General features: G+C 35.0%; 33 protein-coding genes and 6 pseudogenes. 35 read left to right on the top strand and 4 right to left on the bottom strand.

Annotation, left to right across the window (positions count from 1 at the left end; all coding sequences use genetic code 11):
• Positions 1-146: pseudogene (locus H4J67_RS12005) on the bottom strand (IS110 family transposase); the annotation flags it as partial.
• Positions 147-268: 122 nt separating this feature from the next.
• Here H4J67_RS12005 and H4J67_RS12000 point away from each other — a divergent pair.
• The 7 genes from H4J67_RS12000 (at position 269) to H4J67_RS11970 (ending at position 3,921) form a co-directional block, all read left to right on the top strand.
• A complete protein-coding gene (locus H4J67_RS12000; protein ID WP_182203870.1) occupies positions 269-682 on the top strand; it encodes a hypothetical protein in 414 nt (137 codons plus the stop codon).
• 125 nt (positions 683-807) lie between these two features.
• Positions 808-1,494 (top strand): outer membrane beta-barrel protein, encoded by a 687-nt coding sequence (locus H4J67_RS11995; RefSeq protein ID WP_182203869.1) that lies wholly within the window; start codon positions 808-810, stop codon positions 1,492-1,494.
• A gap of 117 nt (positions 1,495-1,611) precedes the next feature.
• A complete protein-coding gene (locus H4J67_RS11990; RefSeq protein ID WP_182203867.1) occupies positions 1,612-2,031 on the top strand; it encodes a hypothetical protein in 420 nt (139 codons plus the stop codon).
• 49 nt (positions 2,032-2,080) lie between these two features.
• Positions 2,081-2,344, top strand: a complete 264-nt coding sequence (locus tag H4J67_RS11985; protein WP_182203865.1) for a hypothetical protein — start codon at positions 2,081-2,083, stop codon at positions 2,342-2,344.
• Between the two features lie 113 nt (positions 2,345-2,457).
• On the top strand, positions 2,458-2,649 hold the full coding sequence (locus H4J67_RS11980) for a PspC domain-containing protein (RefSeq protein WP_182172106.1): 192 nt from the start codon (positions 2,458-2,460) through the stop codon (positions 2,647-2,649).
• A gap of 178 nt (positions 2,650-2,827) precedes the next feature.
• Positions 2,828-3,094 carry a hypothetical protein gene (locus tag H4J67_RS11975; protein WP_182203864.1) on the top strand — a complete coding sequence of 89 codons (267 nt, stop codon included), beginning with the start codon at positions 2,828-2,830 and terminating at the stop codon, positions 3,092-3,094.
• A gap of 479 nt (positions 3,095-3,573) precedes the next feature.
• Positions 3,574-3,921: a hypothetical protein gene (locus H4J67_RS11970; protein WP_182172112.1), complete on the top strand. Its 348-nt coding sequence runs from the start codon at positions 3,574-3,576 to the stop codon at positions 3,919-3,921.
• A gap of 5 nt (positions 3,922-3,926) precedes the next feature.
• On the opposite strand, the gene H4J67_RS11965 is transcribed toward H4J67_RS11970, so the two are convergent.
• Positions 3,927-4,403, bottom strand: a complete 477-nt coding sequence (locus tag H4J67_RS11965) for a hypothetical protein (RefSeq protein ID WP_182172115.1) — start codon at positions 4,401-4,403, stop codon at positions 3,927-3,929.
• 992 nt (positions 4,404-5,395) lie between these two features.
• Here H4J67_RS11965 and H4J67_RS11960 point away from each other — a divergent pair.
• The 21 genes and pseudogenes from H4J67_RS11960 to H4J67_RS20670 all read left to right on the top strand — a co-directional run.
• Entirely contained in the window at positions 5,396-5,815 is a 420-nt protein-coding gene (locus H4J67_RS11960) for an MAPEG family protein (RefSeq protein WP_070376745.1), read from the top strand.
• Positions 5,816-5,920: 105 nt separating this feature from the next.
• Positions 5,921-6,124: pseudogene (locus H4J67_RS11955) on the top strand (DUF3565 domain-containing protein).
• 273 nt (positions 6,125-6,397) lie between these two features.
• Complete coding sequence (locus tag H4J67_RS11950; protein ID WP_182203862.1) at positions 6,398-6,937, top strand: manganese efflux pump MntP family protein; 540 nt, start codon at positions 6,398-6,400, stop codon at positions 6,935-6,937.
• Between the two features lie 135 nt (positions 6,938-7,072).
• A complete protein-coding gene (locus tag H4J67_RS11945) occupies positions 7,073-7,414 on the top strand; it encodes a hypothetical protein (RefSeq protein WP_182203861.1) in 342 nt (113 codons plus the stop codon).
• A gap of 519 nt (positions 7,415-7,933) precedes the next feature.
• A complete protein-coding gene (locus H4J67_RS20680; RefSeq protein ID WP_231907391.1) occupies positions 7,934-8,131 on the top strand; it encodes a hypothetical protein in 198 nt (65 codons plus the stop codon).
• A 167-nt stretch (positions 8,132-8,298) separates the two neighbouring features.
• Complete coding sequence (locus H4J67_RS11935) at positions 8,299-8,832, top strand: DUF1569 domain-containing protein (RefSeq protein ID WP_182203859.1); 534 nt, start codon at positions 8,299-8,301, stop codon at positions 8,830-8,832.
• 206 nt (positions 8,833-9,038) lie between these two features.
• Positions 9,039-9,256 (top strand): annotated as a pseudogene (locus H4J67_RS20330) (DUF6500 family protein).
• A gap of 99 nt (positions 9,257-9,355) precedes the next feature.
• Positions 9,356-9,892, top strand: a complete 537-nt coding sequence (locus tag H4J67_RS11930) for a GrpB family protein (protein WP_182203857.1) — start codon at positions 9,356-9,358, stop codon at positions 9,890-9,892.
• A gap of 243 nt (positions 9,893-10,135) precedes the next feature.
• Positions 10,136-10,387: a hypothetical protein gene (locus tag H4J67_RS11925; protein WP_182172134.1), complete on the top strand. Its 252-nt coding sequence runs from the start codon at positions 10,136-10,138 to the stop codon at positions 10,385-10,387.
• Positions 10,388-10,520: 133 nt separating this feature from the next.
• Positions 10,521-10,874, top strand: coding sequence for a hypothetical protein (locus tag H4J67_RS11920; RefSeq protein WP_182203856.1), 354 nt, complete (start codon positions 10,521-10,523; stop codon positions 10,872-10,874).
• 40 nt (positions 10,875-10,914) lie between these two features.
• Positions 10,915-11,451, top strand: a complete 537-nt coding sequence (locus H4J67_RS11915) for a TlpA disulfide reductase family protein (RefSeq protein ID WP_182203854.1) — start codon at positions 10,915-10,917, stop codon at positions 11,449-11,451.
• An 87-nt stretch (positions 11,452-11,538) separates the two neighbouring features.
• A complete protein-coding gene (locus H4J67_RS11910) occupies positions 11,539-11,733 on the top strand; it encodes a DUF4177 domain-containing protein (RefSeq protein ID WP_070376757.1) in 195 nt (64 codons plus the stop codon).
• A 191-nt stretch (positions 11,734-11,924) separates the two neighbouring features.
• Positions 11,925-12,200: a hypothetical protein gene (locus tag H4J67_RS11905; protein WP_182203851.1), complete on the top strand. Its 276-nt coding sequence runs from the start codon at positions 11,925-11,927 to the stop codon at positions 12,198-12,200.
• Positions 12,201-12,297: 97 nt separating this feature from the next.
• Positions 12,298-12,657, top strand: a complete 360-nt coding sequence (locus tag H4J67_RS11900) for a hypothetical protein (RefSeq protein ID WP_182203849.1) — start codon at positions 12,298-12,300, stop codon at positions 12,655-12,657.
• Between the two features lie 214 nt (positions 12,658-12,871).
• The gene (locus H4J67_RS11895; protein WP_220471643.1) at positions 12,872-13,234 is read left to right on the top strand and encodes a hypothetical protein; all 363 of its coding nucleotides are present in this window, start codon (positions 12,872-12,874) and stop codon (positions 13,232-13,234) included.
• 140 nt (positions 13,235-13,374) lie between these two features.
• Complete coding sequence (locus H4J67_RS11890) at positions 13,375-13,614, top strand: DUF2798 domain-containing protein (protein ID WP_182203848.1); 240 nt, start codon at positions 13,375-13,377, stop codon at positions 13,612-13,614.
• A 210-nt stretch (positions 13,615-13,824) separates the two neighbouring features.
• Positions 13,825-14,232 carry a DUF1439 domain-containing protein gene (locus tag H4J67_RS11885; protein WP_182203846.1) on the top strand — a complete coding sequence of 136 codons (408 nt, stop codon included), beginning with the start codon at positions 13,825-13,827 and terminating at the stop codon, positions 14,230-14,232.
• A gap of 407 nt (positions 14,233-14,639) precedes the next feature.
• A complete protein-coding gene (locus H4J67_RS11880; protein ID WP_182172157.1) occupies positions 14,640-14,786 on the top strand; it encodes a hypothetical protein in 147 nt (48 codons plus the stop codon).
• Positions 14,787-15,362: 576 nt separating this feature from the next.
• A complete protein-coding gene (locus tag H4J67_RS11875) occupies positions 15,363-16,079 on the top strand; it encodes a riboflavin synthase subunit alpha (RefSeq protein WP_182172160.1) in 717 nt (238 codons plus the stop codon).
• Between the two features lie 83 nt (positions 16,080-16,162).
• Positions 16,163-16,321, top strand: a complete 159-nt coding sequence (locus H4J67_RS20675; RefSeq protein WP_259368585.1) for a hypothetical protein — start codon at positions 16,163-16,165, stop codon at positions 16,319-16,321.
• 21 nt (positions 16,322-16,342) lie between these two features.
• Positions 16,343-16,630: pseudogene (locus tag H4J67_RS20670) on the top strand (GNAT family N-acetyltransferase); the annotation flags it as partial.
• 161 nt (positions 16,631-16,791) lie between these two features.
• Here the strand turns inward: H4J67_RS20670 and H4J67_RS11865 are convergent.
• The gene (locus H4J67_RS11865) at positions 16,792-16,974 is read right to left on the bottom strand and encodes a hypothetical protein (RefSeq protein ID WP_182172166.1); all 183 of its coding nucleotides are present in this window, start codon (positions 16,972-16,974) and stop codon (positions 16,792-16,794) included.
• A 404-nt stretch (positions 16,975-17,378) separates the two neighbouring features.
• Between H4J67_RS11865 and H4J67_RS11860 the strand changes: the two genes are divergently transcribed.
• On the top strand, positions 17,379-17,897 hold the full coding sequence (locus H4J67_RS11860; protein ID WP_182203844.1) for a hypothetical protein: 519 nt from the start codon (positions 17,379-17,381) through the stop codon (positions 17,895-17,897).
• Between the two features lie 291 nt (positions 17,898-18,188).
• Here H4J67_RS11860 and H4J67_RS11855 read toward each other — a convergent pair whose 3' ends face one another.
• Positions 18,189-19,574, bottom strand: coding sequence for a lyase family protein (locus tag H4J67_RS11855; RefSeq protein WP_182203843.1), 1,386 nt, complete (start codon positions 19,572-19,574; stop codon positions 18,189-18,191).
• Between the two features lie 823 nt (positions 19,575-20,397).
• Here H4J67_RS11855 and H4J67_RS21050 point away from each other — a divergent pair.
• The 6 genes and pseudogenes from H4J67_RS21050 to H4J67_RS11835 all read left to right on the top strand — a co-directional run.
• Positions 20,398-20,496 (top strand): annotated as a pseudogene (locus tag H4J67_RS21050) (metal/formaldehyde-sensitive transcriptional repressor); the annotation flags it as partial.
• A 337-nt stretch (positions 20,497-20,833) separates the two neighbouring features.
• Positions 20,834-20,968, top strand: a complete 135-nt coding sequence (locus tag H4J67_RS20665) for a hypothetical protein (RefSeq protein ID WP_259368584.1) — start codon at positions 20,834-20,836, stop codon at positions 20,966-20,968.
• A gap of 176 nt (positions 20,969-21,144) precedes the next feature.
• A complete protein-coding gene (locus tag H4J67_RS20660; RefSeq protein ID WP_259368583.1) occupies positions 21,145-21,669 on the top strand; it encodes a hypothetical protein in 525 nt (174 codons plus the stop codon).
• Positions 21,670-21,909: 240 nt separating this feature from the next.
• Positions 21,910-22,722 (top strand): TolC family protein, encoded by an 813-nt coding sequence (locus tag H4J67_RS20655; RefSeq protein ID WP_259368582.1) that lies wholly within the window; start codon positions 21,910-21,912, stop codon positions 22,720-22,722.
• Positions 22,719-23,890 (top strand): annotated as a pseudogene (locus H4J67_RS21235) (efflux RND transporter periplasmic adaptor subunit). Before H4J67_RS20655 ends, H4J67_RS21235 begins: the two are co-directional and overlap by 4 nt.
• Before the next feature lie 6 nt (positions 23,891-23,896).
• The gene (locus H4J67_RS11835; RefSeq protein ID WP_182172175.1) at positions 23,897-24,271 is read left to right on the top strand and encodes a hypothetical protein; all 375 of its coding nucleotides are present in this window, start codon (positions 23,897-23,899) and stop codon (positions 24,269-24,271) included.
• Positions 24,272-24,273: the final 2 nt, after the last annotated feature.

Raw genomic sequence — 24,273 nt, 5'->3', positions numbered from 1 at the left:
TTTGCAAGTTTGAGCGCATCACGTTTATCGCTGAGTATTTTACCTAAATGAACTGACTTAGTGCCGCGCTGGTCTTCGTTATAAGCGACTTTAGTAAATGTTTTATGGGTATCTAAGCCAATGAAAAGTATGTTATGTTTTATCATGCTAGCCTCTGTTTTATATTGTTGACACATATATTATGGCTCTGGTTTGTAAAACTAACCCACATTTAGAGGCTAGCACCTTGCGGGGAGTCATTGTGTCTTGCTGCAAGGAGTATTTAAGCATGAGTGATACTAAAAAAGATAATTTCTATTGGCCTGATGTATCAACAGTAGAGTCTGCCAAAGCTGCTACCAAAGGTTCTATGTTCGTAGCATTATTTGTTGCTACAGTTACAGCCGCATTTGCCTTATATGGTATGTATAACGATCCAATTTTAGGAATTGATGCTTGGGCATTTGTCGATTCATTTATTTTTATACTTATTGCATTTGGTATTTGGAAACTAAGCCGATTCGCAGCAACGTTTGGTTTAATTTTTTATATTATCGAACAAGTTGATATGTTTATAACTAACCCGTCAGTACCTTTCTTAGCTATTTTATTTATTGTTATCCTCATTGGTGGGGTAAGAGGAACATTTAGTTATTATAAGCTTAAAAATCAAACTGTAGAGGTTTCAGAACCAGCAGCATAATAATACGTTCAGATAACAGCTGGCTGTTGTTCGTTCCTCAACATTTTAGCAAACAATTTTTGCCTGTTATTAGGGTGTTAAGTATTTCTCTAGTTCAGAGTTTGTATTTATTTTAAAGGATGTAAATGAAAAAAAACATTATTGGAATGATTTTAACTTTATTCCCATTAATTGCTTTAGGGGAAACAGTTATCGTATCAGAAATACTTATCGGTAAATCCCAACATGAAATTAAATCGTTCTTAAATCCAAAAGTTTCAAATGTGAGCTATTCTGCAACTTTGAATGATAGTTCATTTGGGTTTAGATTCGGTGTTAAATTTTTCGATAATGTTTCAATTGAACTTGCTAAACATGATCATGGAAGTGTGGTTAATGAATTTACAGTTTATTATCCTACTTCGATCACAGGCACACCTTCTGGCGGAGATTGCTGTTTAGGTTCTGAGCATGACTATAACGCAGAAGCAATAATACCTATCGAAATTGAATCTATTAGGTTTGGAATAAAAGGTGAGGTAGGGTTAGTCACTAACTTTACTGTTAATGCTCGGGTTGGACTTGCTCACTGGTCATATAAAAACTATACGCCAAAAAAACTTACAAACTTTAGTCCTCCACCAGTTAGTGACGGAAGTGGAAATGATTTATATTATTCATTAGGCGCAGAATATAAGTTTTCAGAAGGTTTATATCTTGGCATTGAGTACTCACTATTATCTGTAAATGAAAGCTATGCTGTCAATGATGTAAGTGGTTCTTTTAGCCATGATGTAAAAGATTTATCAATAGTTGCAGGTTGGGTGTTCTAAATACCTAAGCCACTCAAGTCGGACAAAAAGCACTTGGCTATTTGTTCCATCATCGCTATTTTAGCCAACCAATTTTTTGCCTGTTAATTAGGCGTTTGTGTTAATCATGGAAAGTGTATGCGTATAGTTTTTGTTTTAATCCTCCTACTTTTTTCAGTGACAGTTAAAGCTGAAAATATTAAACCTTTCACATCAGATGGTTGCAGTTCTTTCCCTGATGGTACATTTGATCATAATGAGCTATGGTTATCTTGCTGCACTGCTCACGATTATGCTTATTGGCAAGGTGGAACTTATGAAGAGAGGTTGGTTGCAGATAAAGAACTTCATCAGTGTGTTTTAAAAACTGGCGAGCCACAAATTGCCAAGCTAATGTTAGCAGGTGTGCGAGTGGGAGGAAGCCCATATTTTCCTACGTCATTTAGATGGGGTTATGGTTGGTCCTATCCTCGCTGGTATACTATATTAACTGAGGCCGAAAGAAAGCAGATAAATTCGATCGAAAATCGTCCATACAAGGCATTCAAGCAGGACTAATAACAGTTGGCTCTTAATGGGGCGTTATGCTGTAAAGGAAGGTTAGGCGTTGGCTAAATTTGAAATACCCATACAAATAATCGAAAGGGATGGTCCCTTCAAAGAGGTCAAGCAGGATGCTTCAATTGTTAATATTAAATTATTAAATTCGGTTGTAATAGAAAATGTACTGGTGATCTATCCTAATATAATTGCAGCTATTAAAGGGCAATCTGAATTAACATTTGAGTGTTCTCAAATTTCTTCGGTAATACAAACGGATTCAAACCTTAAGGAAAAGTCTAAAAGTGACTGGATATTTTTTGGCTTGTAACAACATAAGCTATTAAACACAGATTAAAAACAGTTGGTCTTCTCGTGCCCCGCTTATTTTGGCCAACAATTTATCGCCACTTAGCTTGGCTTTATATAACTAGGAGTATAAAAATGGATTTTGGTAAGCTTCATAAATCAGAAAAAAACATACTAGCAGGAGTTGCTGGTGGAATAGCTGCATATCAGGGGATTAATCCCTATAAAGTTAGAATCGCTTTTTTACTCACCGCACTATTGACTGGAGGGATCATTGTTATTGTATACACAGGATTAGCTTTGTGGATGTCTCCTCCTAATCGGTAATTACGAAGAAGGCAATAGAGTTAGCTATTAGTTATTTTTCACCAATCTAGCATAGTTACATTACAAGGCATTAATGCACCAATAAATAACAGTTGGCTGTTGTTTGTGCCTAACAGATTTAGCGATTAATGTGGTATTATTTTTCCATTTTTACCGTAAATACAGGTGTGAGTTAATTATGGTTCAAAACATTATAGTAGTGGCGTTATTAACTGGATCCATAGGGTTAATGCTATTGGTTATAGGTTCGATTTTTGCTGCTATTGTAGCTCTGGGGAATAAACAGCACTTATTTGGTTGGTCTGTATTTTTGTGTTTTCCTCTTTCATTAGTTTATTGTGCTATGAATTGGGACAAAGCCGCATATTCTGGAAAAATGGTTTATTCAGGGGCGGTTTTACTGACAGTAACGGCTATTATTTTGAAAGCCGGTGGTGTGATTTAGAGGGGGCATATAATAAGTCTTTCAAACGGGTAAGTAACTACTTTTTAACTCACTCAGGTGACTCGATAACTGCGTATAGCGCTTTCACGCAAAGTAATGATTAAACATGGCAGTATAAAAACGCTAAATTTGCTCAAATTTTTAAGGCTAAAAATGGTTCACGACTCTATTTTATCGGATAACTTAAGCGGTTTCATAATTAATGTGATATTGCCTTTATTGCCTGTGGATCTAAAAAATAATTTGTACACCTTATTTAAGTTACCCTTTAAAACAGTTTAATTGTCATTTTTTTTGAGTGAAGGTTGGGTTATTAATTATTCTAGCATTGGCATAAATGCAAAATAGCTGGTTTTTCTTACGTTGTTCAGCATTTTAGCTAATCAATTTTTGTTTGTTGTAGGGCGTTATATATTAAAGGAATGATATTGAAAATTTAAAAGTGTGTTGTATTAGTCTTTTTGTTAAGTGGTTGTACTGTGTCCAATCATAATTTAAATAATGGGCCAAATGCCTTAGGTGGTGGATTTTCTGACAATAAGCTTCAGAAAGGGCTTTATTCTATTGTAGCAAAAACAAATTTTGCCCCATGGAGTGACTATAAGGCTGCTCATAAAATCTTTAATCGTAGAGCTACACAGTTATGTGGTATAGCTGATTTTACTGCAATTGAGCTTGTAGAAAGAGAGTTTGAACATATTCCTAGAGACCTTCCCCCTAAATATATCATCTCTCAAGTTAATGGTTATGTCATTTGCAAATCATCAAATTTGACTATTAAAGAAGCTGAAAAATTAATTCAAGCTTCATATGCAGTAAGCTTATAAGTTGTTTAAACGGATGTTTTGGGTGAACTTATTAATCTAGAAAGTCCTAGTCCGGTTAATACGAATGCAAAAAATAAAATATGAAGCCACAACTTAGGACCAATCTCAGTGTTCAACTCAGATAAAGACGTAATTGATGTAAATTGTCCTGTAGTTATCAGTTTTACAACCCATTCATTGGCAGGGGTTGCTGAAAGTGTTGTTAGCCATCCTAAAATTATTACTTGCGCAACACTTACTAGATATGAAGCGTTAAAGTTATAAATAAGGCTAGCAATAAACGTATAGAACACAGACACGCTAATATGCACAAGCCATGATAATACAATGGCGGTAGTTTCATTATAATTACCTAAGTTTATATATGCTGATGCGTGTCTCGAAGTTAACGTAAGCATTCCAAATAAAGGTTGGATTACAATAAAGGCAATACTAGAAAAAATGCCAATTAAAAATATAGTGGTGAAATCTTTAGTATTCATTTGTTACTCTTGGTGTGTTTTGATAATTACTAGACATGTTTAAACGCTGATTAATTTCGAAAAAAGTATATTTTTCAGGTAGCGGCCTAACAAGTTATGCTAAAAAGAGCATGTTCCCATTTAATCTAACAGTGTTAACATATTTGAAAAATGGCAAAACCAAATAGCATTAGATAATTTTCGTTAGTTGAATCATTTGATGTTAAAGAATATGTCATCAATCAGTAAGTTACATCATTGGTAGATAACCGTTGTTTTTTGTTTGTTGCCGGACATTCCGCCAAAAAAATTAGTTACGAATGGAATATTTATTTTAGGAGTTAGTCGGATGAGTTTCGTTATAGATATTTTTGTTTGGTTATTAATTGAGACTATATTTGGATTTGTTTTTTATACGACCGGCGGCTTGATTCTAAAAATGCTGACCTTGGGTCAGTTTAAAAATAGAATTTCATGATTTTGCTTCTTTTAAGAAGGTTAAGTCTAAAAAAATCAATTTAATCTGTCTGTTAGGAATATCCTTTTATGTGCTATCCATTGTGTTAATGGTTTATCTAAACAATTAAAATATAATAAAATACCAAGTATAAAAATAACCGTTAGCTATTTACTCCCTCATCGACTATTTTACCATCAATAACTTATTTTTAAATGGAGCATTATTTGTCCCTATAATCGTCTGTTTAACTTTAGAGTGTTTACTTATAGATTGGAGTGGAATAATAATGGTCATCTTATTTGTTATAAGTTTAATCAGTATGGTTTTGTGTTTTTATGTAGCTAAATACCGTCATTCCAATAAAACATTATGGGTGCTAGCAGCACTGCTAATTGGTCCATTAGCGATCCCCTTTGTTTTCTTTTCTAAGCCGGGAACCTCACACTCATAACAAAAACTTTTTTATATATAACAAACCATTGGCTTTTTTATTCTTCAATATTTTAGCTATGCATTACTAGTCTTTTAGAAGGCGCTAGGTGAATTTTAAAATATGAAAATTATCAATGAATACGCTTTATTTGCACCATTATTATCTTATATTTTATGGGTAGTCATTCTATATGTATTACTAACAATAATACGTGCTCCAAATATTTGGGGCACTGTTGAAAGTCCAGATGATTGTCATCCCTTTTTTAACTTAGAAAAGAGCACTAGCGCTAATCTTTCAAATCAATTTGAATGGCCGGTATTATTCTATGTTATCTGTATTATTGTAATTGCCCGGCCCGATTTATATCAAAACGCATATTTATGGGCTGCTTGGGTGTTTGTTATCGGACGTGTGGTACATAGTATTGTTCAAATAGTTTCAACAAACATTCGCCTGAGAGGCAGTGTTTTTAATATAAATTTTTTAGCGGTATTATTTATGTGGGGAATTTTAGCTTTAGATATACTAAGCCGATAAAATTTATTTGATATAATATTTAAAACTTAAATGAATCTTCGGTAGTTTTTTGGACTATGTTATTCAACAACTATTTTTCACCTCTAAAAATTGTAATAGGTATAAATGAATCAATCTATTGTCGGTTATCATAAAGATGAAGAAGGTGATTGGGTCGCTGAATTAAAATGCGGTCACTTTTAGCATGTCAGACATAACCCTCCTTTTATATGTCGCCCTTGGGTAATAACAGAAAAGGGACGCGATTCGTTGTTAGGCCACCTATTAAAGTGTAAAAAATATGACTTAGGGCAGCCATCAGATCTATAATAACCTTAGCATTTATTCTCTCTACGCTAGATGGTGAAATGAGTGCTTAGTAAGATACCTAGCAGGTTTATTGGTCTAATTGGTCTAATTAGTCGATTAGTCGATTAGGCGGCTTTTTACCACTATCGTTTTAAGGCTCGGACCTCGAACTCTATAGCAACCAAAAAAACAGTGTATCTTTCATTCTAGTCAACATTCCCTTATCTGTAATTTACTTTTAATTCGGTGTTGGCTTTTTTATTTTTTGAATTTAATGGTCGAATTACTGAATGAATGAATGAAGTATTAATTTTAGCTGTGGCATTGAGTATGGACGCTTTTGCAGTATCAATTGGCTTAGGGGCAAAACACAATAGCAAGGTTACGCCTTTGGCATTAATGTCAGCAGTATATTTTGGGCTATTTCAAGGGGTGATGCCTTTATTGGGTTATCTTGGAGGTCGAGGAATACTAGGTTGGATGGAATCTTATGCTACATGGCTAGCCTTTTTATTGCTTTTGCTCATAGGTGTTAAAATGATTTATGAATCTTTTTCTGAAGGCATAGAAGATGATATTGTAAAAGTAACTCATCGCGTTATGCTAATACTTGCCATCGCTACCAGTATTGATGCCATGGCAGCTGGCTTTACTTTTACCATTTTAGCTGTAAATCCATTCGTCGCTTGCTTTATTATTGGTAGCATGACTTTCTTCTTCAGTTGGTTGGGCGTGTTTATTGGCGCTAAAACGGGTACTTGGTTAGAAAGTAAGGCTGAATTCTTGGGTGGTGTCACTTTGATTTTAATAGGTATAAATATCTTATTAAATTAGAGAGTTAATCGGCATTCAGTACGTTTACAATGAGCGAACACCTTTGATTCGCGCCATTTGTTATAAATATAACTGATAATTACTTACCCTTGAGCAGGGTATTATATTTATATTATCTTTGTTGAGGTTAATAAAATGAAAAGTACACTAAAAAAGGTATCAGAGATTGTCGCTAAGGCGAATGACTCGTTCTACAACCAGTTTGATAATGTTGATACATTGATGGGCATAATGGATAAAAACCTACGTAACCAAGGCATGAAAGCTGATGCGATTACCATTGATTGCATAGCCCAGAACAAGAAGATTGTTGTACTCATCCATGATGATAAGCCTGATACTATACAAATAGCACTGGGTAGCAAAGAAGGTGATATTTATTCATCGGTGGAATACGCACTAAATGAATTGTCAGAGGCTGTTATTATAGACATTATGGAAACAAATTTTGTCTCACAAGAAAATCACACTGGCTAATTAAAGCTAAAATAATCTTTTGCTAGCGCTAGCAAACTACGTTTAGTCGCTTAGTGGAGGTTATATTTACTCACTGCAGTAATTAAATGATTTCCTGCTTGTTTGAGTTCTTTTTTGTTATAACTTTAGCGCAGTAAAATGGGATTATGTTTGCTGGACTTCACCTATAGATCTTATTAATAATTGCAGGGCAGCCAAAAAATGCCAGAGTGATGCGTGATCAATAATTTTTCAGTAAGGGGTATTCACATATCCCCGCAAAGAAATATCGTTTGCTTCGTCCTACTCTTTACCTAATACTTCATCTGATATTCTGACGCTTAATGTGGTGTCATACCCCTAGGAGTTTACTTGATTTCACGACTTAACAAAAAAACTTTAATTCGATGGAAGGTCTACATAGATAGGTCGAAAATGTATATTGGATATGTACAATTCCTTCTGATAATTTTTGTTTTTATTAAATCACTAGGTGATAATTTTGTCACTGAATTTGTATTTACAAGTCCAATGATTGCAGTGCCAATTATATTGTTCACTTTTGTTTTATTGTCGTTGATTATTGGTTACCTTGATTCCAGACTCGGCTTTCGTGAAGAAGAAATAAGGAACCATTCTAAATCTAATCCTGTGTTAATGGATATTCAAAAGTCTCTTATAGAGTTAAATATTAGCATGGCTAAAATGGAACAAGAGAGAAAGTCGAACGATACTTAATGTTTTTACTCTAAGGTCGATTTAAATAATAACTATCATAACAGTGCCAACACAAGTCATTCAAGTCGGGCAAATTTTAGCTGTGCTTTTTTGTCTAGGAAGGTCAATAACCTTTAGTTCACTAAACTTAGCCTCTTATTGGGGGTAATAGTTTTTAAGGATTTGAAATGAAACGTAGACAGTTTGTTAAAGCTTCACTAATAGGTGGCGGAGTTATTTTAGGCGTAGGTGCCAGCGCATTTACCCTGATTAAAGAGGGCAATAAAAATAGCCTTACTGTAGAGATGGCCTTAAAAAAGCTAGATGATTTATCTGATGAAAGTCTTATCCACCAGGGCGAATGGAACCCATATCAAATATTTACCCATTGCGCACAAAGTGTAGAGTTTTCAATGTCTCAATTTCCAGAACATAAATCGAATTTATTTAAGAGTACGGTTGGTCAACTTGCATTCTCGATTTTTGCATCTAAGGGAAAGATGACACATGACTTAGGAGAGCCTATTCCAAGTGCTCCAATTATTATTAAACATCTAGACTCAACACACGCACTCATTCGTTTAAAACAATCTCTGCTCAACTTTAGCCGTTATCAGGGGATTCTTGCGCCGCATTTTGCCTATGGTGAGCTATCGAAAGCGGAGTATGAAATAGCACATGTCATGCATTTATATAACCATCTTCAAGAGATAAAGTCTTAGCAATGCCGTGGTCAAGTGACTTAAGTCACTAAAATTACTCAAATTGATGTTGAGTGCTTTGCATAGTTTCTGTTAATTGAATCTAAAATAAAGCGTTAACTGACTCATTAGGTATTTAAATAGATTGATGTTTATAAATAATAAAGCCGTTAATATACCTTATAGGCGTGTCGGTTAATGGTAAATTACAAGGCGATGAATAAACAATAAAAGCAGAGTTGCGATTAAAAATTATCGATGTTTGTAATAAAAAATAGCAAGTAATGGTGACAATGTTGGACTATCATTTTATGCCTTTTTTGCTAATAAAAATAAAACACCTGAACTACTTATGGAAGTTGCAACATGGTGGATACAGACTCATAAATTAGATCATTTCGTTAAGGCGATTAAAATTAAAACCATGGTAGAAAATGGTTTGTAATGGAAGATAACCAATCGCATAATTGATAACATTTAACCCCAATTTTTTCACTGCACTTAATATAATAATCGACTGTGATTTCGCACTTGGTGAGGTTTAATGACAAAGGAACTACAAAATATCAGTCAAGCCGCAATTGTTCTCGAAGCGTATAATTCATCTTGGGATGATAAATTTGCAGCAGAAAAAAAACGCCTAATAGCTGTTGCAGGTGATTGGCTTTATGGTTCCGTTGAACATGTAGGTAGTACTGCTGTTAAGGGCATGATTGCGAAACCGATAATAGATATAATGTTTGGCGTTAAGTCTTTGGAACTCGCTCAACCTGCTATTATCGCGCTTGCCCAAAACGGTTATAAGTATTGGCCTTATAAGTCTGACGTGATGCATTGGTTTTGCAAACCTTCAGATGAATTTCGCACACATCACTTACATTTGGTGCCATTTGAAAGCCCACTCTGGAATGAACGTTTAAGGTTCAGAAATTTATTACGTTCAAACTCTGTTATCGCTAACGGATACGCAAATTTAAAACAAGAATTAGCCATTACTTATAAAGACGATAGGGATGAATACACTAAGAAAAAGTGGCCGTATATTCAGCAAGTTTTACATGAAAATAAACTCACATCATGAAAATAATTTTACAGTGAGTGCTATCTGAAAAAAACATTTAATCTGTACAATGAATATAGCCATTATAACATTAGCCCTTAGCTATTTTTTACCAAGGATAAAGCCTTTGGGTTAAAGTGAATCGCTCAAAACGCTATGTGCCTAATAGCCACAGAGTGGCATTCGTAAAGTTTAAAGTTTATTCAGCGGCTAACAAAAGCTATTTTATTGTCTATAAATGGGCATAATCAGTAAAGGTATTATATGAACGCGTGTGAATTAATAAAATTATTATCTAAAAAAGGGACTGAAGATCTATCAACTTCATTACAGTGGATCAAACCGATACCTGAAGAGGGGACTGCTTTAGTTGAGAAGATAGATATGGCCTTAAATATTGTTAAATTTTCTCAATCTAGACAAGCTGAATATGGAGGGATAAAATCCTCAAACAATCACTTAGACTCTCTAATACGTTTAAGTGCTGAACTTAAAAGTATTCTTGAGAAAACCTAAAGTAAACTAGTTAAACCTAACGGTAATAAATTAAACAGGGCAGGTAATAACGCAAATAGCTGTGCTACTAATTTGGCATTTTGCCAATGATAATATTACTCTCTACTGAGAGGGGATGAGCAAAGGAATGCAAATGATTAAATTGAATCTTTATAAATATAGTAAAGCCTTATCGTTAATTAGTTTAATAGCGGTTACTTATAAATATTTGGGGTTTGGTTTTTGGGAAGCTATTTTTATTTTGCTCCCTTACCTGCTGGTATTTTTGTTTGCAAATCGAGCTGCTTATAGTAGCCCTTTGTTAATAGGGTGTAGGGCGATAGCAGGCGTTATTGTTTCACTATTATGCGGAGTATTATTATTTGGCATAACGTCTTCTGCTCAAGCAGGTATTGGATTTATGTTTGTTGTTGTTATTCAGTATGGTGTTATTTTCGTGAGTGAAGCACTCATTGGTTTATTCACTTATCAGGCTGATGGCAAATAAGACTGGTTAAGCAGCGCTAAATAAACATTGGAGTACGACGTTGAAAAAATGGATGTTAATTTCTTTACCTATATTATTTTTTATTGGCTTTGCTGGGGCAAACTATCAGGGCTTTTTATCGCCATCATTTTCATCTGTTGTAAACAAGCCCATTCAAAGAATAGATTTAATAGACCTTCAAGGAAGTCGTCATTCTTTTGATGAACTAAAGGGGAACGATACCGTTATTTATTTTTTTGCTTCGTGGTGCACCCCTTGCTACAAATCTTTAATGACGCTAGAGCAAGTGACCGCTAATAAGCAATTACCCATTAATTTATTAGCGATTGCCTTGGATGAAGATATTGATGAAATTAACCGCATGTTAATTAAAAGTGGTTTTACAGGTAAAGTGTGGATAGCTAGTGAGGGTACAATGGCCTTACAGAAACGTTATTTTGGAAACGAAGGGCGTGCTGTTCCTTATGTAGTCAAGCTTGATAGAAACACAAACATTATCGAGAGAAGCTATAAATTAAATCAACTTACCCAATGGCAATCAGTGTTAAGGGATGGTGTATCTTTAAATAAAATATAGAACTTATAACCAATAATTTAGCAGGTTAATAAACCACCTTAGTTAAGTTTGAGGCGGCATTATTGAATTTCCTTGAGGATGAAATTGATGAAACAGTACAAATATAAAATAGTAGATACCAGAGATGTTGAGACAGCAGGACTGTTTAAAGGGAGAAAAAGAGAAGATGTTGAAAGTTATCTCAATACACTTGGCAGTGCTGGCTGGGAACTGGTTAATGTAGACTTTCGTGAACTTGAGGGGGGGCTTGAGTTTGCAGGTGTCATGAAAAAAGAAATTTAGGGCATGTACCGATCTAAAATACTTAAGCAGCTCACTATGACTTCATAGCGCTGGCGAGGTAACTTAACTTCGTTGTATTATTTAACTTACATTACTTCGCTGATTATTTGGCGTTATACAAAACAGAGAGTTTGGTGGAAAATTCAAAGACTAGGGCTTCAATAAGGTTCAGGTTCAATCGATTAGATAAGATGCAAGCCTTTACACTCGAGCGAGAGATAATAGGTTCATTGTGCGATAAAAATGTTGAAAACAATGTTTATGTTGTTTGTGTACCCTTAACGGACACTAACTTTGACGACATTAGTGACTATTATGTCCGACAAAGAGTTAATATTGAAGACTGTGATATATTTGTATCGGTTAGCTCGGATTCAGGTACTAAATGCTTTGATATACCTGTGATAGTCAATCGCATGCTAAAATATATCGATTGTAAATTAACCTTTGCTTTTACTGTATTATAAAGACTTTAAAACAAGTGAATCAAACGGATAAATTGCAGTTGAGGGCTTGTCTATTACAGACCGCAACGTTAGCGACAAAGAACGATAGGGAGATCGAATGAAAACACTATCATTTATACTATTAAGCTTTTCCTTGTCTTGCACTGCGGCAGAGGATTTTTTGAATAAGTATGCGGTTAATATTGATGGCATGCTGATGAGTAAGCTCTTACCCATAAACGAAATGGATACGCTGACCCATAAATTTGAACCTGCCATCACTTTTAATTGCGGTGTTAGCAGTCGAGTTTACGCGCTCGATGAGCAGCTAAAATTTAAATTTGAAAACGGTCAGTTAAGAGTTGTTTTAAGCTTTGTCTCAACCGGCAATATAATATCTTATACACCACTAAGAGCATTAAGTGGTTCTGCATTTCGTCCCGCTTTATTTAAAGGTTATTATTTTATTTCTGAGTGATTTTGCGATATAAGTCATTGAGAATGAGTATTAAGGGGTCTGTTTTTTGATTCGTTTAAAATAAAAGGCATTAATTAACTGTTTATCGATTATTTAAGTAGTTTTTGTTAACTTGATGCAGAAGCTAAAATAGTCTTTGATGGATAAGTGTTAAAAAACGTAATCGATAGAGTAAATTAAAATAATATTACCTATCGCTTTAACGACATCGTTTTTGTGTCATGCTGAACAGACCCTGTTAGAGCGTTCTTTATCGCAAGAGTTAACTAAGGCAGTTACTAAAATTAACGCTAAAGGTGCTCAAATAATTGATGAAGAAACAAGACTTGGTTACGCAGCAACATTCAAAAATTTCATTATCTATAATAACACTATGATCAATTACACCGATGATCAACTTGATGTAAAGGCTTTTGAGCCAATTATAGAGAAAGTGTTGATAGGTACATTGTGTGCGAATAAAGCGTTAGAAAGTTTTATAAATTTGGGGGTAATAATGGTGTACCGCTTTCACGGTAAAAATGGTTTATATATAACAGAACTCTCAAAAGATATGTCAACTTGTAAAAAAATATAATAAGCTTTTTAAATAATTAAATTACCGGCGAAGCTAAATAAATGAACGGGGTTATTTAGCGCAAAGTTAACAAGACATAAAAATTTTCTTTTTAATCTCAGTAAAGCACTGAGTCTTAGCACAATCGATGAGTATTCAAGATGATTTCACGTAAATATCACAAAGTTGTATTTTCTTTTTTTATGGCGTTACTTATGTCCTGCGTAATGTCTTTTGTTATAAGTGTGTTTAACGTAGGTATGGTGAAGAATATTGTTCCTATATGGTTAAAAGCGTGGAGTTTCGCTTTTATTTTTGCTTTTCCAACTATTTTAATTATATCTCCTATTGTACATAAATTGGTTAATCTTTTTTTGCACGAAGAAGAACATAATATATGATTAAAACGAAAAGAACCGTTGGCATTTAATACGGTCTTGTTTATTTTGGCTAACTGATTTCTTTATTTAAAGTATTGTGAGTTTTTTAAGGAAAAGCTATGTTTAGATGCATTATGTTTATTCTTTATCGCTACTGAGTCAGTTTGCTGTTGCGCTAGATTACACAAAGGAGATCACAGAACAAGAGATACAAGAAAAATATCAGCTTTTATGCCAATAGAAAAAAGAAATATTTTGTTACTGTTATCAAATTCTATAATAGATTTACTAAAAGAAAGCGATGAAATAGCTATTCGTGCAAATATTGACACCAGTGCTCCTGATGGAATCAAGGGTAGTGGCGAAGTAATGATTAAAAGCACATTAGATTATGAGCCTATAAAAAGTGAGTTTTATTTTAAAAACCCTAGAATTGTCAGTTTAGCCATTGATAAAGTCGCTAAAAATTTCATTCCAATAATACAAAATATTGCGCAGGCAGCGCTTTCAAAAGTGATGGCCGTTTATCCAGTTTATAAATTTAAAGATGAAAATGTAAAACACAAATTAGCCAAAGCAGTATTGAAATCATTGGAAGTAAAAGATGAAAAATTAATTATAACGTTTGGAGTGTTTTAGATTAATAAACAATCAGTTGACTAGTCTTGTTTATTTTAGATATAGCAAAATTATATTCTACGATTGTAATGTGACAGATTGTCGCGTTCTAAGAAGAATTAATAGCAGAAGTTAATTTATGGATTTAACAGAACTGGTTATATTCTCAGCTATCGGCACTTTAGCTGGGGGTAGCGTTAAGGTTAATGAAAGTGACGGGCTTTGGCTTACTCGGTAATATCGTTGTTGGTATAATAGGTGTAGTGGTTGATGGCATCATGAAAAAGGCCTAGTAGCCTGAACCGACAGATGAAATAAAAGCATTATCCCTTAATTTTATTTATTATAATCGTAATCAAGGGCGCAATTATTCGGGGGATGCCGTATTATTCATGCTAGAATTTTAAGATACCCAGAGGAGAATACGAGTGGCTAAGCAAAATTACTCTTTCGAAAAGCGTCAGAAAGAAATAGCTAAAAAGAAAAAAAAGGAAGAAAAACGTTTGAAAAAATCAGCTGTAGAGGAGATACCGTCAGAAGACGAGCAAGTTATCTCTGAAAGTGACGATAATTAACACCTGGTAGCTTCATACTTGAAGTCATTAAATAAGGTTAGCCTTGCTATTTTTTTCAAATTTTAGCCAACTATTTTAGCTTATATGACGTGTGTTTACTGATAAGTGCTATTGCAGGGTATTTATTTTTAGGGTGAGTCATTATATGAAAAAAATAATGTTATTATTTTTATCGTTTTCTTTTTACTCAGCGGTTGTGTCTCCAGTTCAGCATTAAATAAAAGAGCTTATAATAATGCCAAGGCAGGCGATTACTATGAATCTATTGGTCAATCTGATGCAGCTAAAGAGGAACGAGAGATGGCTAGGGAAAATCTTGAAAATTCATACCGTATTGATACTATCTTATTTGATTTATTATCTGGTCACAGCGAACAATAAAATATAGTTTTTGATGTTTTCAATTAAATATGCAGACCGAAATTGCTAACCATTCAATGCTTCAACACAATTTGATATTTTTAAATGATGACAGCAAACTCATTGGCCTAGCTTATCCGACAACTGAGTTCATTTTTTCATGGCTTAACAATATATGAGTATTAAGTCGTGTTACTAATTAAAGAAGAGATATTTATGTTTACAGGAATAATTCAATCGATAGCTAAAATTATCGATATTACAGATGAAAAGGGTATCAGAACTTTTGTTATTGATTTCAGTAAAGGTTTTTGTACTGATCTAGAAATAGGAGCAAGTGTTTCTGTTGACGGAGTATGTTTGACAGTTACTGAAATAGTGTCTGAAGTTAGGGTCAAGTTTGATGTAATGCTACAAAGCCTTTTAATAACGACCCTCAGCGAATATAGAACAAATACCTGTGTCAATGTAGAGCGAGCAGCTAAAGAGGGGGCTGAAATTGGAGGTCATCCTCTGTCGGGGCATGTGGACTTTAAAACCCCTATTGTCAATATTACTCATATAGAAGACAATTATTGTATTCGTTTAGGTTTGTCAAAAGAATGGAAGCGCTATGTCTTTCCAAAGGGCTATATTGCCTTAAACGGAGCCAGTTTAACCATTTCTCAAGTGAATAAGACAGAGCAGTGGTTTGAAGTTTGGTTAATTCCTGAGACTCGAAGGATGACAGTGTTTGAGGCTAAGACTGTTGGCGAAAATATTAACATAGAGATAGAGCGCGGCACTCAAGTTGTTGTTGACACTTTACGCGATGCACTGGAAGAAAATCTAGGAGCTTTACTGCCGTTATTTGAGAAAATTCTCTCTGAACAAGGCGTCGATATTAATGCGTTAGGGCATAATATAAAATCCCCAATAAATAAAAACAGCTAAAATAGTAAGCTATTGCTTCGTAATATTAGCTGTTTTAAACGGCTAATATTTAACTGATATTTAAGGGTGAATGTAGAGTGTTTATGGATAACGAACTAGTCATTAGGGAAGCAAAATTAAGTGATCATTCGTTTATTTTTAAACTTTCGCCTATTTTAGCTAACGTTGCTCAGTTATCTTGGCATTCTGACGATGTTATTCAAAAAATGCAATTTGATTACATTGCGGAAATGCTTGCTTAATCATCACATGCCAACGTTACCTTTATCGCTGCAAAAAGTGATGTTTCTTTGGGGTTTATTCATGTTAGAACCCATAAAGACAGTATCTCTGGTGAGATGTCTGGAACAATACCTTTGTTGGCTGTTTCACCTGAGTCACAGGGGTTAGGTGTTGGTAAAGTTTTAATTGAGTTTGCTGAAAAATGGTCTAAAGATTTAGAGTGCAGGTTACTGCATCTGGAAGTTTTCGCTAATAATACAAAAGCAAACAACTTTTACCAAACATTAGGTTTTAAACCTGAAACGGTGCAGATGATTAAAACGATATAGGTTGTTATATTTTTAAAACGTAGTGACGGTACTTGGTCGTTCACTACGTTTATTGAGTGTTTTGAAAGCGGTTACTATTAATTGATATAACTTAAGCTAAGCCACTTTGTGAATATCAGCGTTTATTGATCTGTTAAACGACTGTGATCGCACTCAGCTTGCTATATTTCTGTTGCAGAGGTTACTTTCGTATATTCATAGTTAAATGCTCTGACTTTCTTACCTGAGTCAGCTATAAATTCTACGGTAGTCGAACGGGGTAATATCAATACTGCTTCGTATTCTTCACCCATTAAAAAAGTGTCATTGCCACATACTAGGTTTTGAGTTAATTTTATCCGCATTACTAATCTTCGCTATGTTAAATTAATTTAACTTATCATATCATCTTTTTATGAACATATTAGTGCAAAAATTCGTCAGGCTGATTTCAATGATAATTTTGGCTAATATAGTAAGAATAATCAGTCATTATTATATAGATATGGGTTTGTAAATTTTTAATACTGAAAGATTAGTGTTTGATTATACTGTGAGGTAAGGTGGCAATTATCGATTTATTTTCACTAGCCGATGGCTCTAATACTTTTTTAAAAAACCGATATGGCCGTGAAGCTTTTAATTTTATCAGATCAAATATTAATAAAATATCAAGCAACAATTTCGTTGAAAATAAATATTTATCGCGAGGGCACCATTATAGCGGTAATATGGAAAATTAACTAAAGCGCAGGTAAGGCAATTTTATATGTCATCTACAGTAAGACTGATTCTTTCGGCGGGGATCTCATTTTGTTTTTATTTTGCTTGGTCATATTGGGCGAATGGTTTAGTCAGTGAAGATCAGTCACTGGTTTTAAGATCGGCAGTTGTGCAAGGAACTTTAAGCGGCACGATTACTATTTTATTTACTTTTATATTAGAAAAGTCAGTGTCTAAATTTGGGCAAAGTTATCTCTCATTAATATTTGTTGTGCCTATTATTTGTACAGTATTTTCTAAAACAAAACAAAACATCGTCATTTTTAGAACCTTCAGAAATGCCTTAGACCGCTCGGCTAAATATTTAAGTAATAACGCTATACCCGGTACTTTGTTAGCACCACTCTTACCTATAGCGATTCAATCTTCCATTGCTATTGGTGTTAACCTTATTAACCATACGCCTAATTTATGGTTAACGGTTACACCTAGTATAGTCATTACCGCTATTTATGGTTATGTGTATACCTTCACTTTACTGAATAAGCCTGCTGAGCCAGCTTGATTAGTTACCTTAATTATTGATAAAATTAACTAAATTATATTTTCTGATTAAATTTAGCCTACAGTACTATCTGCTTAATTATTGGCACTATTGAAATATGTTTACTGTCTTTGAGTTTTAGTTTTCTTACTGAAAATAACACTGAGTTAACCTATAACGATAATGAAGGATTAAGGAGTTAGTAAGCTTGGCTGGTCATCTTAAATAAGGACTAATCGATGAGTTATAACTCCGTGATCACCTCAAAAAAGATCACGGGGAACGTTTATTATTTATGGGGAAAGCTATCGATTATTGGGTTTTATTAACACCACCAATTAGCTGTTTAGGATCTAATCGTGCCATAAGCTCTGCTTCACTGATATCGGTTAGTTCGATAGCGACGTCCATTACGGTCTTTTTTTCTATGTATGCTTTTTTAGCAATCTCAGCACTTTTTTCATAGCCGATCAAGTCAGTTAACGCGGTTACTAAAATTGGATTTTTTGCTAAATTTTGTTTAATTTCGTCATGATTCACGCTTATATCTTTGATAACCTTATCAGCAAGAGCGTTGGCGCTTGAACTGAGTAATTGAATACTTTGCACTAAAGTATGAGCGATTAAAGGTAGCATGGTATTAAGTTGAAAGTTGCCAGATTGTCCAGATAACGTAATGGTTGTGTCATTGCCAATGACTTGTGTGCAAGCCATTAAAACTGCTTCAGGGATCACTGGGTTTACTTTCCCTGGCATAATACTGCTACCTTTTTGTAACTCAGGTAATCGAATTTCATTTAATCCATTTAATGGTCCACTGCTTAGCCACCGAATATCGTTGCTGATTTTACTTAAACTAACAGCGGTGGTTTTAAGAATACCGCTAATGCATACCGCTGTGTCTTGCGCACTAATTGCCCGAAAATAATTATCGGCAGGCATGAAGGTTAAGCCGGTGTTCTCTGTTAAGACGCGAGTGACAATCGTGGCAAAATCTGGGTGTGTATTAACACCAGTACCTACAGCTGTGCCGCCAATGGCAAGCTTGTATAAACTTGGTAAGTTATTTTGAAGCTGCTCATAGGCGTAACTCACTTGAGCACTCCAACCACTTATTTCCTGAGCAAAACTTAATGGCATTGCATCCATTAAATGAGTACGCCCTGTTTTTATGGTGTCATGATGCTGCTCGGCTTTGTTGTCTAAGGTGTTACGTAAGTGTTCTAGCGAGGGTAATAACTGTTCAGCGATAAGTTTTGCTGCACTTAAGTGGATACAAGAGGGGATCACATCGTTAGAACTTTGTCCCATATTTACATGATCATTGGGGTGAACGTTTATGATTTGATTACTATTTAACTTAACTAATGAGGCAATTACTTCATTTGCGTTCATATTCGTGCTGGTTCCCGATCCTGTCTGGAAGACATCAACGGGGAACTGATTATCGTGGAAACCATCCGCAACTTCTTTGGCAGACAATTGAATTGCTGCAGATTTATCTGCATCAAGTAGACCCAGTTCTTGGTTCGCTTGTGCAGATGCGCTCTTGATTGTGCCTAATGCCCAAAGGAAAGCACGTGGCATTTTTAATTCGCTAATGGTGAAGTTGGCTAATGATTTAGCTGTTTCATTACCGTATAAACAGGTAGTTATATGCTTTTTATTAGCTGTTGTTTTATCGTCTTGTTTTTGCATTTAGTTAGCCTTTTTAAGTATCACGCACATTAATCATAAAGTAAGGTCGAACAGAGTTTATTGAATAGGGTTATTTCTCAAATATTAGTTTTGCCTTAACCGCTTTAAGGTAATTAGCATCATTCAATTTTTCTCTCTGATACTGTGCGAATGAGTTTATTTGCTCTACATTAAGACTACAGGTTACCGTTTTATCTTGCCAATTTAAAGACGCTAATTGTTTAGGTGCAATAAGTGACTTTTTACCGCAGGGCGAGCAATTACAAATAAAAGTATTACTGAGTAAAGTGAGCCAAACAAAATAGGAGGTGTTGTTTAACAACGAAAATGATGATGGTATTGAGCATGTTGCAGTGATTCATCATTTCTACTGGGATTATATTTTGTACAATGCGAAGCTGCTAACTTGCACAATAAAATGTTTACCAACGTCATTCAATATCCTAGTTCATTTAATTCATGTTGTTAACGAGCAAGCACTGTTGAGCGAATTAACATTGCGGTTAGCGCTAAAATTTAATAATTAATTAATAGTTAGAAATTAACCATATTCTATCAATGGTATTGGCTAAGGGTTTAAAGCTTCTCTCGCATTAGTAACCCTTTTGGGGATCCTAATGTAGCTGAATTTTAATTTTTAGGATGAGAAATATCGTTAAGTGAATTTCAACTTTAACCACTATTACATCATCAAGTGATAAAATTACGAATGTTTATCGCTTCAAGTTAGGTCATGTATTCACTTTGATCATGACGTATTTCAATAGATATATGTGATAAAAATTCTTTTAAAATACATTTATATTCGTTTGAATCTAAGGGCGCCGCAATAAAAGGTGCGGTTAATGGTTTAATGAAAGAAGTGCTAGAAGCACTTTTACGAGGGCATTTAGGTGCTGAGGTTATGACAAAAGAGCAATGATTAGTAGAAGTAGCGATTAATTTTTTTATTGAATAAAAAAAACAGTTATGTAATCGTTTATTAATTTATTAATATTTTGTTGGCCACTTTGAGATTTATTTTCCCTAAAACATTAATAATATTGTTCGTATGTTTGGCCTTTGTTGGTCAGGCAATGGCGTCTACTAGTATGGCTTATCAAATGATAGGTATGAAGGTAATGAATGCGCAGCCACAAGATATGTCTATGATGGATCACAGCGACCACATTACGGCTAGTGACTCAACTGAGTAGTCAGAAAGTACAAAAGAAGATTGTTGTACGTCTTCATGTAAATGCTCTGCTGGCGGTTGCTCTATGGTTATCGCATTTATCAAAGGTGTTGCAGGTAACGGACCTGTCGCTAATTTTTCAGCTAAGATCTTTTCTTCTTCTAGTTTGGCTTTAAGCCAACAACCAGCATCTTTGTACCGCCCACCAATATTAAGCTAAATACAGGATAAATGCCTCCAAATTTTGGACCATTTATATCATTACTCTTGTATTAGGCTCTTTTGATATTGGGTTGTTATAACAACTGATACTGATAAAAAACCTAATTAATCAAAAATATTAATTGATATCCCTCTTGGAGGGGTTATGTTTTCAAAAAATTCACACCAAAATTAATGGCAGACTTTGCTGTTGGCTCAGATAATAAAGTGCCTGCACTTGCTACTGTGACGCGACCGTTAACATGGGTTCTGACAAACGGTGTTCCATTAAGGAATATGCTGATTAATAATCACAAGATCAATAGTAAGTTTTACTTAAAATACAGTGCAGGGCTGCTTGCTTTGATTGTTATTTCTGCCAGTGCCTCTGATGTTAAAATGTTTAAGAGCCCGCCACCATTGTCTTTTATAAAGGCAGTTAAGGTCGCTCAAAAAAATGATCCTTGGTTAACAGGGAATGTTCATCAACAACACGCTCTTGAATCGATGAGCTCGGCTGCTAGTACCTTACCTGATCCTAAAATGTCAATTGGCTTGGCAAATTTACCGACTAACGGTTATGACTTTGGTCAAGAAGGTATGACGAAAATTAAAGTGGCTATTTCACAAATGTTTCCACGTGGCGACAGTTTAGCGATTAAAAGCCAACAACTAAAAATTGAAAGTGTAGCGTTTCCCTATCAACGCAAAGACAGATAATTAAAGGTTGCGATTACCGTAGGAAGTTTATGGCTGGACACCTATCGAGTTCAGCAAAGTATTGTCTTAATTGAAAAAAACAGATCGTTATTTGAATAGTTAGCCGATGTAGCAACTGCAAGCTATTCATCGGCTTTAGGTAAAACTCGTCAACAAGATATTGTTCGTGCGCAATTAGAATTAACCTATTTAGAAGACAGGTTAGATAAATTAGCACAACAGAAAAATCACTATGAAGGCATGCTTTTACCCTGGCTAAACACATTTTCTAAGACGGGTAGTACAATAGACGAAGCGTCATTACTCACTGTTTTTTCTTCACATGATATTGTAGTCAGTCATCAATTACCGCAAATAGAGTTAATGAATAGTCACTTAGTTTTGAAAGAAAATTGGCTTACACCAGCAGAGTTGCTGCCATATTTTTCAAATCATCCGGCGGTTATTGCTGTTGATAAGAAGGTGACTGCGACTAAAACAGGGATAAATTTGGCGCAGCAAAAATATAAAACTGAATGGGGTGTAAACGCAAGCTATGGCTATCGTGGCGATGACGCTATGGGGGGAAGTTGCGCCGATTTATTTTCTATAGGCGTAACTTTTGACATCCCCCTTTTTACTGAAAACCGACAAGACAAAGAGGTTCAATCGGCGATATCTCAAGCAGAAGCGGTGAAAACCGAAAAATTACTGTTACTAAGACAACTGCTAGGTACTTACTCAAGCGCAAAAGGAAGACTATTGCGCTTAAATTACAGACAAAATTTATATAAAAATAAATTATTACTACAAATACATGACCAAGCAGAAGCCTCTTTGACTGCTTATACCAATGAAGACGGCGATTTTTCAGAAGTTGTTCGCTCACGTATTGCCGTGCTAAACGCTGAAATCGACGAGCTAACGCTTAATGTAGAAGAGCAGAAGATAAGGCTAGAGCTTAATTATCTCTTTATTGTTGGTTTCAATTCGGCCGCTATACAAAACAAAAATAGCAAACTGGCTTTAGACAAAAGTAGACGAGATACGATTATTTCGGGAGAAAAGCAATGAGTACATCTACCTCAACAAAATACGCTAAACCATTAGTTATTGGTATTATTCTTGGTGGGATGCTGACTTTTGCTCTCATTAAACTTATCACTTCGGGCAGCAACTCAGTATCAAATGTTACGCCTAAAGAGAGAGTGCCACTTTATTGGGTCGCACCAGTGGATGCCAATTATACCAAAGATAAACCGGGTAAATCACCCATGGGAATGGACTTAGTACCCGTTTACGATGACGGTGGCGAAGGACCCGATGAAGGTCCTAGCACCATTCGTATTTCACCTGATGTTGTTAATAATTTAGGCGTACGCACGGTAAATGTTCAATATAAAAAGCTCAATAACCAAATTAACACCGTCGGTTATGTTACGTATAACGAAGATAAGCTTGATCATATTCACCCTCGTGTACAAGGGTGGATTGAGAAGCTCTATGTGAAAGCGGTTGAAGATCCAGTTAAAAAAACCAGCCATTATATGATATTTATTCTTCTGAGTTAGTTAATGCCCAAGAAGAGCTACTGCTGGGATTAGAGAGGAAAAACAATCGATTAATTAACGCGGCAGAAAATAGATTATCAGCACTACAGTTACCTAAACTAGCAATTAAAGAACTAAAGAAAACGCGAAAAGTACAACAAAAAATAACTTTTTATTCACCACAAACTGGTTTTGTTGAAAGTCTAAATATCCGTGAAGGTTTTTTTGTAAAGCCAGGTACAACATTAATGTCGGTAGCTAATTTATCGGAAGTTTGGGTTGAGGCTGAGGTGTTTGAAAGGCAAGCAAGTCTAGTTAAAACCGCGTTACCCGTTACCATGACACTTGATTATTTACCGGGTCAAAAATGGCAGGGACAAGTGGTCTATATTTACCCAATGCTTGATGCTAAAACACCTACTGTGAAAGTACGTTTACGTTTTAATAATGAAGCGGGTGACTTTAAGCCTAATATTTTTGCAGAAATTGCCATAGATACAACAAGTGATAAACGAACACTCATTATTCCTAAAGAAGCGTTAATTCGAACGGGTAATCAAGACAGAGTTGTTTTGGCATTAGGAGAAGGCAGTTTTAAGTCAGTTGAGGTTTCTGTTGGGCGTTATGGCAGTGACAGTGTTGAAATACTAACCGGCCTTACTGATGGCGATAAAGTGGTGAGCTCGGCATAATTCTTATTGGATTCTGAATCAAGTAAATCTTCTGACTTTAAACGTATGCATTATCAGCTGGAACAAACAACGTCTGACTCAATAGCGATGACGATGAGTGATAGCAGTGATAACGTTATCAAAGAGAGTGTTTCCTCTACAACCCTTAATGATACCGTTATTTCCACTATGGTAAATCATCGAATGGTGACTATCGACCGAGAAGCCGATAGAGTCGATTTTATTGTCAATGAAGAGGTTGATATGACCTTATTTTCAATTAATGCCTATGTGATGTTTACCTTTGAAATTCGCGCGGGTAATTTTATTATTGTTAGTGCTATGGCAATGTCAGCACCTGGCGTCGATGTAAATAACATGACTAACGACGAAAGGAAATAATG

Source organism: Colwellia sp. BRX10-4, from assembly GCF_014077465.1.
Lineage (GTDB): Bacteria > Pseudomonadota > Gammaproteobacteria > Enterobacterales > Alteromonadaceae > Colwellia_A.
Note: the sequence above shows the minus strand (reverse complement) of the source record. Positions and strands in the feature narration are given on the sequence as shown.